This window comes from Nocardia sp. NPDC049526, assembly GCF_044465765.1.
GTDB lineage: Bacteria > Actinomycetota > Actinomycetes > Mycobacteriales > Mycobacteriaceae > Nocardia.
Genome location: NZ_JBITMA010000001.1, coordinates 922,010 through 935,764 on the forward strand (window position 1 = coordinate 922,010; position 13,755 = coordinate 935,764).

The following is a 13,755-nucleotide window of genomic DNA, read 5'->3' on the forward strand; positions in this document are numbered from 1 at the left end:
TTCAGCGGATGCCCGGTGTGCGCGGATCCGGTCCGAGGCAGACCAGGATGACGCACCCGGGTGCGGTATCGGCGAACGGCGGCGCCAACGGGTAGTTCAGGCAGCTGAAGACATTGCAGCCCGGATATGCCGCGGGTCCGATGCCGAAGACCGCGAGCAGCAGATTCGTATCCACGAACCGCCTCGGATCCAGACGCAGCGGCGGCTCCACATACGGACCCGGATCGGGCACCGGACGGACTTCGAAGGCCGCGAACAGCCGTCGGAAGAATTCGTACGGCAGCTCTGCGGTGTTCTGCACGATCCCCGAAATGCCCTCGTTGCTGACATTTCCGAAGGCTCCGGTCCACACCACCGTCAAATCCAGGCTCGGCATGATGAAGACGTTCTGCAGGCCGAGTCCCGACATCGAGTAAATGTCGGCGGGTAGGTAGTCGGGGGTCTCGGCACACCCCGGTCCGATCCAGAACAGATAGCCGTAGCACTTGTTCGCTGCTGACGGCTGGCGTGCCTTGTGCAGATACCTCTGCGAGACGATTTGCTGCCCGCCCCAGCTCCCGTTATTGCTCACCAGCAGCCCGAGCTTGGCGAAATCGTTCGGCGGGATCATCAGATGGGCGTATCCGTAGGTGTGCCCGGCGCGATCGCGCGCCCAGTAGTAATCGCCGCGTTCGATGCCGAGCGGATCGAAAAGCTCACGCTGCGCGAACTGCTGCAGCGGTTCTCCGACGGCCAATTCGAGGACATAGGCGAGCAGATCGACATTGCGCTGGCTGTAGCTGAATGCCGCGCCCGGCGGATTGTCCAACGGCACCCCGAGCGCCTGCACGGCACTATTCGGATCGAGTGGAATCACCCCGGTGACGCCCTCGGTGAGCACGCCCACCTTCATGCCGGATGTTTCGGTGAGCAGATTCTCCACGGTGATCGATCGGTGCTGCGCATCACCGAGTCCGGGTGGCAGATACCGGTCGATCGGCGCTTCGATATCGAGTTTCCCCTGATCCCAGGCTATTCCGGCGAGCACGGAAACAACGCTCTTCGTCGCACTCCAGATATTCCAGGCGACATTGCCGGTCTGGTCGTTCGTCGGCCCCTCGCCGATCAGGCAATTGTGCCGGAAAACCTGCACGTTCAACCGATTACGCCCGCTCGCGAACTCCAATGCCTCCGCGAGCCGCTCCGAATCCAGTCCAACCTGTTCCGGCGCCGCCCGTTGCGGCTCCCGCCCGGACGACACTCCACATGACAGCTGCTCGGTGTGCGTGGCCTGCGCACCTCCGGCGAAAACGCTTCCCGCGACCAGCGATACCGCGGCAATTCCGGCCAGGAATCCGTAGATGCGCCCCATGCGCAAAGGCTATCGCGACCGACCTCGCCAGACGGGGCAACAGGCTGAATGCGTCTCAGTCAATTGCCAACTCGGCACGCCGCTCGACGTCGTAACGCATCGGCCACGCGCAGCTCGTCCAAATCGATCCGCACTTCGGACGCCAGCAGCGGCCGCGCCGACCATGGACCCGAGCCCGATGACCACCGAGTCGGTGAGTCCGAGCCCGCGTCGCAGCGCGTCGCCGTGCGTTGCCATGGCTGCATCATCGACCACACCGCGGTCGACCACGAGCCGAGCCGCTCCGGAAATACGAAACGCCGCCAGGTTGGTAAACCTGGCGGCGCTGAGTCGCCGGACGCCACGCCAACGTCACGACTCGAGTGCCGACGTCCCACAAGCGCCTCTCGGCGAGTGGTCGCTCGTAGCGACGAATGGGGTGAGGCCCGGGGCTGTCCGGACGCCGACAGATGTGATCAACGGTCCGCCGTCCCGATCTATTCCACGAAATGCGATGTGATGCGCACAACGCAAGCCACCTGGTCCGATCCCGCCCCCGATGGGTGTCGTCGGTCCCGAGAAATTCCAGCTGCTGTGCGGCGCGGACCTGCCTGTGCAGCACGGACGGGTACTGCTGCCACAGCCATAAAACCGACCGATAGGTATTCATTGAGCTATCCCAAACTGCGTCGTCATTCAGGACAAGCCCAGCGGGGCTGGCGCCCGGTCTTTGCCATCACGGCAGAAGCCGGCGTCTTCGCACTCGAGACCGGATATGGACCGGCAGATCTATGGGCGGCACGCCTCCGCCGCACCGCGCACCCAGCGAGCGTGATCAGATGCGGCATGGCCGCTCGACGGGCAGGTCCTGGCACTGTCGGCTACCCGCGGGTGGTGGTTCGGGCCGGTACGGACTCGCGCACCGCAATCTAGAATCAACGAGCTCACGAGGTGAAGAGGGGGACCGGCGTGTCCGATGATCTGGTACTGACCGAAATGCTGGCCGCGCTGGAGCGCAGTCCGGAGGTGCTCGCGCTGCGGGTGCGGGTGATCGAGTTGCTGATCGATCGTGGCCGCCATGCTGAGGCACTGGCCCAGTGCGCGACCGCGCTCGGTCAGGAACCCGGATATGCTCGAGTGCTGGAGTTGTTGCAGCACTGCACGATTGCGCTCGCAAATGGTGCGGCGCCCCCCGCCGCACCGACCCAGTCGACGTCGAGCGAGCTTATGCTGAGCCGGCCGACGTCGAGCGAGCCCACGCTGGCCCAGCCATCGCCGACTCAGCCCGCGCCAGGCAACGCCACGCCAAACGAGTCGGCACCGGATGAGGCGAAAGACGATCCATCGCAATATGATTGGGCGGCAGCGGAAGAGCAGGTCGGCGATATCATCGCCCCCGCATTCATCGATGAGGGCGCGCGCGAATTCGTCACCGACTCCGATGTCGGCGTATTCGAGAAGCCCACCGTCAAGCTGGCCGATGTCGGCGGCATGCAGGATGTGAAGCGTCAGCTCGAACTCACCCTGCTCGGTCCGATCCGAAATCCCGGATTCGCCAAGGCTTTCGGCACTTCCGCGCGCGGCGGACTGCTGCTCTACGGCCCGCCCGGCTGTGGTAAGACCTTCATCGCCGCGGCGGTCGCCGGTGAACTCGGTGCGAACTTCTACCCCATCGAGATCGCCGACATCCTCGATATCTATCACGGTTCCGGTGAGCGCAATCTGCACGAGGTCTTCGAAATGGCCCGCAGCAATGCCCCCTGCGTGCTGTTCCTCGACGAGGTCGACGCCCTCGGGCACAAGCGCAGTCAGATGTCGGGTTCGGCCTGGATGCGCAATGTGGTGAATCAGCTGCTCAACGAAATGGATTCGGCCACCCACAGCAACGACGGCGTCTACATCCTCGGCGCCACCAACCATCCGTGGGACCTCGATGTCGCCCTGCGCCGCCCCGGCCGGTTCGACCGCATGATCCTGGTCGGCCTGCCGGATTCGGACGCGCGCCGGGCGATCCTGCACTACCACCTGAGGGATCGTCCGGTCGCGGGCATCGATCTCCCGGCGATCGTGCGCCGCACCGACGGCTTCTCCGGTGCCGATCTGGCCCATATCTGTACCTCGGCAACGCAATTGGCGATGGCCGACTCGATCAGCACCGGCACCGTGCGCCCGGTCGGCATGGCCGATATCGAAGTCGCACTTAGCCAGATCAAGCCGAGCGCTGGCCCCTGGTTCGAATCCGCCCGCAACGTAATCGAATTCGCCAATGGCGACGGCACCTACGACGAGCTCGCGAAGTACATGCGAGCCAAGAAGTTCCGCTCCTGAAACAGGCGCGCCGGAGTCGCTCGGCCGATACCAACCCGCACTCCGTCCGGTGGAGGGCGCATCGTCGGCGTCCCTGGAGCTGCGCGTCGTCTGCGCCGTAGCGGTGCGTGTCGTCTGCACCCCCGGACGTGTGCGGCATCTGCGTCCTGGGGGTGCGTGGCATCTGTGTCCTGGAGCTGCGCGTCCTCTGTGTTCCGGGGTGTGGGCCGTCTGTGTCCCGGGGTGTGTGGCATCTCCACCTGGAGGTGTGTGCGTCACGGGCGTCCCTGGGAGCTGCGGGTCGTCTGTGTTCCGGGGTGTGGGCCGTCTGTGTCCCGGGGTGTGTGGCATCTCCACCTGGAGGTGTGTGCGTCACGGGCGTCCCTGGGAGCTGCGGGTCGTCTGTGTTCCGGGGTGTGGGCCGTCTGTGTCCCGGGGTGTGTGGCATCTCCACCTGGAGGTGTGTGCGTCACGGGCGTCCCTGGGAGCTGCGCGTCGTCTGCGTTCTAAGGGTGCGTGGCGTCTGCTTCCTGGGGTGTGTGGCATCTCCGTCCCGGGGGTATGTGTCACCTGCGTGCCGGGAGTTGCGCGTCGTCTGCCCCGGATGTGTGTGGCATCTGCGCCCCCGGACGTGTGCGGCATCTGCATCCCTGGAGCTGCGCGTCGTCTGCGCCCCGGGGTGTGCGGGATCTCCTGGAGGTGTGCGACTCCTGTGCCCTGGAGGTGCGCGGAAGCGTGCGTCATCGGCGGCGCGGTTGCGTCTCGAAGCGCCCAGCCGTCCGGATCCGAACGCCACAGCTCACCCGCGGGACAAACAATTTCCTTGATTTCTTCAAGTTCTTGACTAATTCCAGAAAAGGCGCAACCATCGGATGTATGCACACCAACCTCACCGATCCGCGCGAACGCTTGCGCGCGGCCGGCCTGCGGGTTACCGCCCCGCGGGTCGCGGTGCTGGCCGCGGTCGCGGCCCGGCCGCATTCGGATGCTGATCGGCTGACCGCCGCCGTCCGCGAAACCCTGGGCTCGGTATCCACGCAGGCCGTCTATGACGTGCTCCGGGCCTGCGTGAACGCCGGAATCCTGCGGCGCATCGAACCCGCCGGTTCGCCCGCGCTGTACGAGGCCAGGGTCGCGGACAACCATCACCATCTGGTGTGCCGAAGCTGCGACACGGTCGTCGATATCGACTGTGTCGTGGGCGCAGCCCCCTGCCTGGAACCCGAGGACGCGCACGGGTTCGTGATCGACGAGGCCGAGGTCGTCTTCTGGGGTCTGTGCCCGACCTGCCGTACACATTCAGCGAAGGAGGCCGCCGATGACCAAGCCGACCACCACCAACACCGGAACGCCGGTATCGAGCGATAACGAATCGCTCACCGCGGGCACCCAGGGCCCGATCCTGCTGCACGACCACTACCTCATCGAAAAGCTCGCCCAGTTCAACCGGGAGCGGGTGCCGGAGCGGATCGTGCACGCCAAGGGCGCGGGCGCATACGGCGAGTTGGTGGTCACCAATGACGTGACCCGCTACACCAAGGCCAAGCTCTTCCGGCCGGGCGCGCGGACCGAATCGCTGGCGCGGTTCTCCACCGTCGCGGGCGAACAGGGCAGCCCCGACACCTGGCGCGACCCACGGGGTTTCGCGGTGAAGTTCTACACCGAGGATGGCAACTACGACCTCGTCGGCAACAACACCCCGATCTTCTTCATCAAGGATCCGCTCGAGTTCCCGGACTTCATCCATTCGCAGAAGCGCCTGCCCGGCAGCGGCCTGCGCGATCACAATATGCAGTGGGACTTCTGGACCCTGCGTCCGGAAACCGCGCACCAGGTCACCTGGCTGATGGGCGATCGCGGCATCCCGAAGACCTACCGTCATATGAACGGCTACGGCTCGCACACCTACCAGTGGATCAATGCCGCGGGCGAGCGCTTCTGGGTGAAATACCACTTCAAGACCGATCAGGGCATCGACTACCTGACCCAGGCCGATGCCGATCGCCTGGCCGGTGCGGACGCCGACTACCACCGCCGCGATCTGTACGAGGCGATCGAGCGCGGCGAGTTCCCGAGCTGGACCCTGTACGTGCAGGTCATGCCGGTCGCCGAGGCCGAGGGCTACCGTTTCAATCCGTTCGACTTGACCAAGGTGTGGTCGCATCGGGACTACCCGCTCATCGAGGTCGGTAAGTGGACCCTGAACCGCAATCCGGGCAACTACTTCGTCGATATCGAGCAGGCCGCCTTCGAACCCTCGAATGTCGTTCCCGGCGTGGGCTTTTCGCCCGACAAGATGTTGCTCGGCCGGGTATTCGCCTACGCGGACGCGCACCGCTACCGCATCGGCACCAATTACGCGCAGCTGCCGCCGAACCGCGCACGCGCCGCGGAAGTGAACTCCTACTCCAAGGAGGGCGCGATGCGCTACGACTACAACGACGCGAATGTGCCTGTCTACGCGCCGAATTCGTTCGGTGGTCCGCATGCGGATCCGGAGCGGGCGCCCGATGGCGGCGTCTGGGAGTTCGACCCGACCGTCGTACGCGCCGGCTATATCGTGCACGCCGAGGACGGCGACTTCACCCAGGCGGGCACCCTGGTACGTGAGGTCTTCGACGACGAGCAGCGAGATCGTCTAGTGGACAATATCGTCGGCCATGTGCTGGGCGGTGTGCGCGAGCCGGTGCTGTCCCGAGTCTTCGAATACTGGAAGAACGTGGACGCCGAACTCGGCAAGCGCGTCGAGGAAGGTGCCCGCGCCGGACTGGACGGCTGATAGCTCAGGTCCGAAAACAGCTCCGCCCCTGACCATTTCGGTCGGAGGCGGAGCTTTTCGTATGCGGGGGGCAGGATTCCACGGGCCCCAGGCCTCGGAACTACAACAGGCCCCACCAATAGAGCAGGCAGGCCAACACCCAGACAACCACGGTTTCCATCGCCGCTCCAATCTCACTGGCGCCCTTACCCACCATCATCCGCCGATTCGCGCCACCGCGCCGCAAACTTGTCGGGATCTTCTACAAATAGTGCGACTACCTGGGGTTTTGTTCCTGCAAGGTCTTCTTAAGTGCCCAACAAGCCCGCGACGGCATTGTTTGTGTCAACACCGCAACACAAGCCACCACCGGGGGTGGGGAACCGGACTCGACCTGTTCACGAGGGGTAACAGGTCGCGTCACGGGGGTAGTGCCAGCCGGGCCGGTCCACGAGGGGTGACCGGCCCGCTGGCGCTTATCGGGGGCAACCACTTCGGATGGCTCTTCCCGGAGCTGACCGGCGAATCAGTCGCCGCTGCCGAAGGTAACCATTCGGTGCGTGCCGACGATCCCATCCAAGGGTGTATGTGGCCGGGCCGGTTCACGAGGGGTGACCGGCCCGGCCGGGCCTAGAGCGGTCAGCCGACCATCTGAACCGAGTAATCAGGCAGTTCGTAGCTCTCGGTCTTGGTGAGCATCTTCATCATGAGCGGCTTCATGATCTTGGTGGTCATCAGTCTGCTGACGAACAGACCCGCGCGAATGCCGAAGCGCGATTGGGGCGTCATCGACCGCAGGCCGCCGGGCGGCAGCTCCTGCGCGGTGGCGACGAACGGCCGCAGCACCTCTTCGTAGCGGGCCAGCGCCTTTTCGGGATCGGTTGCGTGCGCGGCGATTTCACCGGCCAGGACGTACGCGCCGACCAGCGCCATCGCGGTGCCCTGTCCGGTGAGCGGCGAACCGCAGTAGCCCGCGTCGCCGAGCAGCACCACGCGGCCCTTGGACCAGTTCGGGACATCGATGCGGGCCAACTCGTCGAAGTAGAAGTCGTCGGCGGTGGCCATGGCATCGCGGACGGTGTTCGCGATCGTGCCGCCGTCGGCCAGTCGCTCGCGGATGAGCTGCTGCTGTGCCGCGACATCACGTCGCAATGCCGGATTCGCGGCGTCGCGAATGACGACCAGTGCCTTGCAGGTGGCCGGATCGGCATCCGGACGCAGGCCCACACCGGTCGCGCCGACCAAGGAGTTCATCGCGATCCAGTGCTGCTCCGCATAGTCGGGCGTCGGCAGCGTGAAGAAGGACATGTAGCCGCCGAGGTAGGTGGAGAAATCCTCCTCCGGGCCGAAGACCAGGCGCCGGGTCGAGGAATGCAGTCCGTCCGCTCCGATCACGATGTCGAACCGCTCGGTGCTGCCGGAGGCGAAGGTGACATCCGCGCCCGCGTCGTCCTGACTGATCTCGGTAACCCATTCGCCGTAGCGGTAGTCGACACCGCCCGCCTCGTCGAGCAGATCGAGCAGCACCTGGTTCAGGTCGCCGCGGGTGATCTCGATCTCGGCGACCGCGCCCTTGCCCTCGAAGACCTCCGCGGCCATGCGCAGCAGTTCCTTGCCCTCGCTGTCCACGAAAACCATGCCGCGCTCATCCAGTTGGGATTTGCGGATGCCCGGCATGAGCCCCATCCGCTCCGCCACCTCGACGCTCGGGCCGCGCAGATCCACAGCCTGCCCGCCGGGGCGCGGGGCGGCCGCCCGCTCGACCACGGTGGCCCGGATCCCGGCACGGAGCAGTTGCAGGGCAACGGCGTTGCCGCCGATGCCGCCGCCGCAGACGAGGACCCGCGGGCGGTTGGTGGCGGGGATGGTGTTGCTCATGATCTGTTCCTCACTGGCTCGAATGTCTTGCACATATGTCTAACAGACGTGTTGAACGTTTGTCTAGTACAAATGTGTAAGACGTTTGAGTCAGCGGCTAGTTCTGGTTCTGCAAGTAGGCCTTCCAACTGCCGTAGGAGGTGATATCGGTGGCGGTACCTGCGGCATCGTAAGTGCAGGCGAAGCCGATAACCGCACGTCCGTCGGATAATTCGATACTGGTCAGCGCCATCGGCGCGGGCAGCGCGGCGAGGAAGCGGCCGAGTCCCGCCGCCGATACCCGGAACAGCTCGCCGAGGATCGGCGCACCGAGTCCCGGGCCGTGGCGCACCAGTCCAGGTTTCGCGGGTGTGGTGTCGAGTGCGGTCAGGCGGTAGGCGTCGGTGGTGCGGACCTCGCCGGTGAAGCGTGCGCCGATCTCCTCCAACTGCCAGTGCAGCGGCTGACCCCGTAGGTGCGCGCCGAACACGGCCAGCTCGACGCCGTCTTCGACCAGTGTCGGGGCGTTGTCCGCGCCGATGATGCGGGCGGCGATATCGACGGCGACCTGATCGGCGAAGGCGGGCGTCACGACCATCACGCCGAAGGGCGCGTCGGTCGCGGTGGGTAGGCCGGGGACGGCGACGGCCGCCATATCCAGGAGATTGCAGAAGTTCGTGAAGGTGCCCATTCTCCGGTTGATGCCGAACGGATCCGCTTGTACCGCAGCAATACTCGGATGCTCCGTGGTCGTCGGCAAGAGCAGTCCGGCGAACCCCTGCAATGTCACCGCCGCCGCAGCCTTGGCTCGCGCCAAGGTATCCAGATCAGCCGCGAATCCAGGGCCGGTCGTTGCTCGCGCGGCATTGATGATGGCCGTCACGGTGGGATCGGCGCTCGCCGGCGCGGTATCGAGGAATGCGCCGACGGCCGCATAGCGTTCCGCGACGATCGCGCCGTCATAGAGCAGAAGCGCGGCATCGAGCATCCCGGAGATATCGACCTCTTCGGTCGTGATCCCGGTGCTCGTCACCGCGGATACGGTGCGGGCGAACGCATCTCGGTACGAATCGCTGAGCGCGACGAGATCCTCGGCGCGCGGGACCGCCAGCCGGATGGTCTGTGGTGCGGCGAGCCGAACATCGGCGGGCCAGGACCGGCTGCGCGGATCCCGTGGCTCCGGTCCGACCATGACCGCGGCCGACGCGACCGCGCTGTCGAGGTCGGCGGCGAAGACCGTCACGGCGTCGTAGTCCGCACACGCCGGAACCACCCCATGTGCCGGAATGATCCCCAAAGTGAGCTTGAGACCGACGATTCCGTGCAGTGCGGCCGGGACGCGCCCGGAACCCGCTGTGTCCGTACCGATTCCGACATCCACGATACCGAGAGCTACCGCGACTGCCGATCCGGAACTGGACCCGCCGGAAATCAACTCCGGATCGTGCGCATGGCGAACCGCGCCGTATGGGCTGCGCGTACCGACGAGCCCGGTTGCGAACTGATCCAGATTGGTCTTGCCGAGGACCAATGCGCCCGCCGCGACGAGGCGCTCGATCGCCGCCGCGGTGACCTCGGTGGTGTAGGCGAATTCAGGGCAGGCCGCGGTGGTCGGCAGTCCCGCGACATCGATATTGTCCTTGACCGCGACCAATACCCCTGCCAGCGGCAAGGATTCACCTGCGGCGAGCCGCTGCTCGACGGCCGCGGCCTCGGCGGCGACATCGGCCTCGGCGCGCAGCGTGATCCACACCTCCGGTCGATCGACCTCCACGATGCGCCGATAGGCGGCGGCGACCCGCGCGGTCGGCGTGCCATGGACTTCGGTATTGCCTAGGACGCCTGCGGTCATTCGGCGGCTCCGATCACTGCTAGTGGGGTTCCCGGTTCCACTTTCGCGCCTGGGGTGGCCAGTACCTTCAGTACCGTGCCGGTGCCCGGGCTGTGCACCGGCAATTCGAGTTTCATCGCCTCCAGGATGGCCACCGGATCACCCGCGCCGAGACGCTGGCCCACCTCGATTTCCACCCGCCAGACATTGCCGATCATCGGTGCGGTGACCACCGTTGCGTCCGGCGGTAATCCGGCCAGTGGATCGGAAGTGGGTTCGGGCACGCTCTGGACGATCGTGCTCTGCTCGAATTCCCCCGCGGCGCGCCAGGCCTGTTTCTCCGCTTCGAACGCGATGGCCTGTTTGGTCTCGAATTCCGCTATGGCTTCGGCATTTTCGGCGAGTAGCCGCAGGTGATCGGCGAGTGCGAAGGTGCCATCGCTGACCTCGGCGTCGAAACGGCCCGCCGCGGCGGCCGCGCGCTGTTCCAGCAACAGTTCGGGAGTCACCGGCTCCCAGACGATGCGATCGAAGAATCGGAACAGCCACGGAGTGCCTGTTTCGAACGGTGCGGATTGCCGGTAGCTGGACCAGATCGGCACGGTCCGGCCGATCAGCTGATAGCCGCCCGGTGATGCCATGCCGTATACGCAGAGGTACTTGCCGCCGATGCCGACGGCATCCGCCGGCGTCCAGGTGCGCGCCGGGTTGTACTTGGTGGTGACCAGCCGATGCCGCGGATCGAGCGGAACCGCCAGTGGCGCACCGAGATAGACGTCACCCAGGCCGAGCACCAGATACTCGGCGGCGAAGACCGCGGCACGCACATCCTCGACGCTGTCGAGTCCATTGATGCGGCGGATGAATTCGGTATTCGAAGGCAACCACGGCGCGGTATCGCGGACCCCGCTGCGGTATCGATCGATGGCCTCGGCAATCGAGGGATCGTCGAACGACAGCGGCAATCGGATGGTGCGACTCGGGACCACGAGGTCGTGGGTTGCGGGCAGTTCGGACTCGAGATCGGTCAGCGTACCGAGCAGCCGATACTGCGGCAGCACTTCGGGATCGAAGTGGATGTGCAGCGATCGGACACCTGGTGTCACATCGATGATGCCGGGCAGTCCGGTGCCCGCCAGCGCCTCGGCGAGTGCGTGCACCCGCATGCGCAGACCGAGATCCAATACCATCTCGCCGTATTCGACCAGGATATTGTCATCGCCGCCGCGCAGATAGGCGACTTGCGGGCGATCCGCACCCGCCGCAACGGTGCCGACGACGCCGCGATCGTCCAGTCCGACCGGCTTGCGGGAACCGGTGAGCAGGCTCAGCGCCGTAGTTGGGGCTTCGGCCTTGGCGCGGGCGGTGTTCGAACGGCGCAGCGCGGTGGCCCGGTCGTCGTCGACGGGCACGAAGCGGACGGTATCGCCGGGACGCAACTGGCCGAGTTTCCACCGATGCGCCGAGATCACAGTGAGCGGGCAGGCGAAGCCGCCGAGGCTCGGACCGTCCGGGCCGAGCAGGATCGGGGTATCGCCGGAGACATTCAATGTTCCGACGCTGTACGGGTTGTCGTGCAGATTCGACGGATGCAATCCCGCATCGCCACCGTCGGTGCGCGACCAGGTCGGCTTCGGGCCCTCCAGCCGGATGCCGGTGCGGTTCGCGTGGCTGCCGACTTTCCAAGGGTGCGAATAGAATTGGTCCATATCCGCATCGGTGAAATAGGCGGGTGCGGTCTGTGGTCCGATACCGACGGCCAATTGCCAGACGTGCGTGAATCCGGGTCGCTCGTCGAGTGGAACCGCTTGTGGCTCGGCGAGTTCGGGCCGATTCCTGACGATTCCCAGCACATCCCCCGCGACAATGGCTTTGCCGGTGCTGCCGCCGAAACCGCCGAGGGTGAAGGTGGCGGCGCTGCCGTGATAGAGCGGCGCATCGATGCCGCCGCGTACCGCGAGGTAGGTGCGTATTCCGGCGTCCGACGGTGCGCCGATATCGAGTACCGACCCGGCCGGGACGGTCACCGGCTGCCACATCGGGACCGGCTGTCCGTCCACCGTCACCGGCGTCGAAGCACCCGTCACGCACACCACGGTCGTATCGGCGAAACGCACCTGCGGACCCTGGAGCGTGCATTCCAGCGCGGGCACACCTGCGGGGTTGCCGACGGCGATATTGGCCAGGGTGAACGACAGATCGTCCATCGGACCCGACGGCGGAATCCCGACCTGCCACAGGCCGATTCGCCCCGGATGATCCTGGATCGTGGTCATCGTGCCACCGCGCAGCACATCGATGCGATGGCCGACGGGTCGGATATCGGCCAGCGTCGTCGTGACGTGGTCCGCGTCGAGCACCACGGCATCGGCGCTCGCCGCCCGCAACTGGGGCAGATTCGTTTGGACCCCGTAGATCCTGGTCGCGGCCAGCGCATCGCGCAATCCCGCGAAGGCCACGTCGCGAGTGGTCCCCGACGCGATCACCTTGGCCAGCAGCGGGTCGTAGTACGGGCTGATCTCGGTGCCCGTCGCGACCCAGGTATCGACCCGAACCGCGGTATCCACCGGAAAGGTCGCGGCCGTGATCAAACCGGCACTCGGCCGGTAATCGTGTCCCGGATCCTCGGCGTAGACCCGCGCCTCCACGGCCCATCCGCTGATCGCCGGTCCGGTCTCGGGCAGTTCGTCGACCATCGAGCTGTCCCCGCCCGCCAGCCGCAGCATCCACTCGACCAGATCGACCCCGGCCACCGCCTCGGTCACCGGATGCTCGACCTGCAGCCGGGTGTTCATCTCCAGGAACGAGGCCGCACCGCGCTCGACGTCGTAGACGAACTCCACCGTGCCCGCCGATCGGTACCCCACCGATCTGGCCAACTCCCGCGACGCCGCGAGCAACTGCTCCGACAGCTCCGGCGCGAGTCCGGGTGCGGGCGCTTCCTCGATGACCTTCTGATTGCGCCGCTGCAGCGAACAATCCCTGGTGCCGAGGCTCACCACGCGCCCGCGACCGTCGCCGAACAGCTGCACCTCGATATGCCTGGCCTGCGCCACGAACCTCTCCAGGAAAACGCCGGTCGAGGAGAAATTCGTCGCAGCCAAACGCTGCACGCGCAGATACGCCGACCGCAGCTCATCGGCATTACCGCAGGCCTGCATGCCGATCCCACCGCCGCCACCGACCGCCTTGAGCATTACCGGATAGCCGATGCGTTCGGCCTCGGCCGCCGCGTGCTCGGCCGATTCGAGCAGTCCACTACCCGGAATCAGCGGCACCCCAACGGCTTCGGCGGTCTCGCGAGCGATGTGCTTATCGCCGAAGATGCGCAAATGCTCCGGCGTAGGCCCGACGAATGCGATCCCGGCATCGGTCACTGCCGTGGCGAAATCCGCATTCTCCGAAAGGAATCCGTATCCGGGGTGAATCGCGCCCGCACCCGTCGACAGCGCCGCCTCGACTACCAGGTCGGCACGCAGGTAGGACTCCGCCGCGGGACTCGACCCCAGATGCACTGCGACATCGGCGATTTCGGCATGCGCGGCACCGACATCGGCGTCGGAGTACACGGCGACGGTCTTCAGACCGAGCGCACGCGCCGTCCGCATGATCCGGCAGGCGATTTCGCCGCGATTGGCGACCAGAACCGTGTCGAATTCCAGTGTCACCGGA

7 protein-coding genes are annotated in these 13,755 nt (G+C 65.9%); 3 read left to right on the forward strand and 4 right to left on the reverse strand.

What is annotated here, in order from left to right; translation table 11 throughout:
* Position 1: 1 nt before the first annotated feature.
* Positions 2 to 1,351: a serine hydrolase domain-containing protein gene (locus ACIBW7_RS04055; RefSeq protein WP_397043808.1), complete on the reverse strand. Its 1,350-nt coding sequence runs from the start codon at positions 1,349 to 1,351 to the stop codon at positions 2 to 4.
* A gap of 948 nt (positions 1,352 to 2,299) precedes the next feature.
* Between ACIBW7_RS04055 and ACIBW7_RS04060 the strand changes: the two genes are divergently transcribed.
* From ACIBW7_RS04060 to ACIBW7_RS04070, 3 genes are all read left to right on the forward strand, one after another.
* Complete coding sequence (locus tag ACIBW7_RS04060) at positions 2,300 to 3,658, forward strand: AAA family ATPase (protein ID WP_397043810.1); 1,359 nt, start codon at positions 2,300 to 2,302, stop codon at positions 3,656 to 3,658.
* An 855-nt stretch (positions 3,659 to 4,513) separates the two neighbouring features.
* Entirely contained in the window at positions 4,514 to 5,005 is a 492-nt protein-coding gene (locus tag ACIBW7_RS04065; protein ID WP_397043812.1) for a Fur family transcriptional regulator, read from the forward strand.
* A complete protein-coding gene (locus tag ACIBW7_RS04070) occupies positions 4,956 to 6,416 on the forward strand; it encodes a catalase (RefSeq protein ID WP_397043814.1) in 1,461 nt (486 codons plus the stop codon). Before ACIBW7_RS04065 ends, ACIBW7_RS04070 begins: the two co-directional genes overlap by 50 nt.
* A 618-nt stretch (positions 6,417 to 7,034) precedes the next feature.
* On the opposite strand, the gene ACIBW7_RS04075 is transcribed toward ACIBW7_RS04070, so the two are convergent.
* The 3 genes from ACIBW7_RS04075 to uca form a co-directional block, all read right to left on the reverse strand.
* The gene (locus tag ACIBW7_RS04075; RefSeq protein WP_397043816.1) at positions 7,035 to 8,273 is read right to left on the reverse strand and encodes an FAD-dependent monooxygenase; all 1,239 of its coding nucleotides are present in this window, start codon (positions 8,271 to 8,273) and stop codon (positions 7,035 to 7,037) included.
* Positions 8,274 to 8,370: 97 nt separating this feature from the next.
* Complete coding sequence (atzF, locus tag ACIBW7_RS04080; protein WP_397043818.1) at positions 8,371 to 10,104, reverse strand: allophanate hydrolase; 1,734 nt, start codon at positions 10,102 to 10,104, stop codon at positions 8,371 to 8,373.
* The gene (gene uca / locus ACIBW7_RS04085; RefSeq protein ID WP_397043820.1) at positions 10,101 to 13,751 is read right to left on the reverse strand and encodes an urea carboxylase; all 3,651 of its coding nucleotides are present in this window, start codon (positions 13,749 to 13,751) and stop codon (positions 10,101 to 10,103) included. The genes atzF and uca overlap by 4 nt, the downstream gene beginning before the upstream one ends.
* Positions 13,752 to 13,755: the final 4 nt, after the last annotated feature.

Bases quoted from the DNA above. Each gene is read 5' to 3' on its own strand.
- ACIBW7_RS04055 (WP_397043808.1), bottom strand. From the start codon at position 1,351: ATGGGGCGCATCTACGGATTCCTGGCCGGAATTGCCGCGGTATCGCTG.
- ACIBW7_RS04065 (WP_397043812.1), top strand. From the start codon at position 4,514: ATGCACACCAACCTCACCGATCCGCGCGAACGCTTGCGCGCGGCCGGC.
- ACIBW7_RS04070 (WP_397043814.1), top strand. From the start codon at position 4,956: ATGACCAAGCCGACCACCACCAACACCGGAACGCCGGTATCGAGCGAT.
- ACIBW7_RS04075 (WP_397043816.1), bottom strand. From the start codon at position 8,273: ATGAGCAACACCATCCCCGCCACCAACCGCCCGCGGGTCCTCGTCTGC.
- atzF (WP_397043818.1), bottom strand. From the start codon at position 10,104: ATGACCGCAGGCGTCCTAGGCAATACCGAAGTCCATGGCACGCCGACC.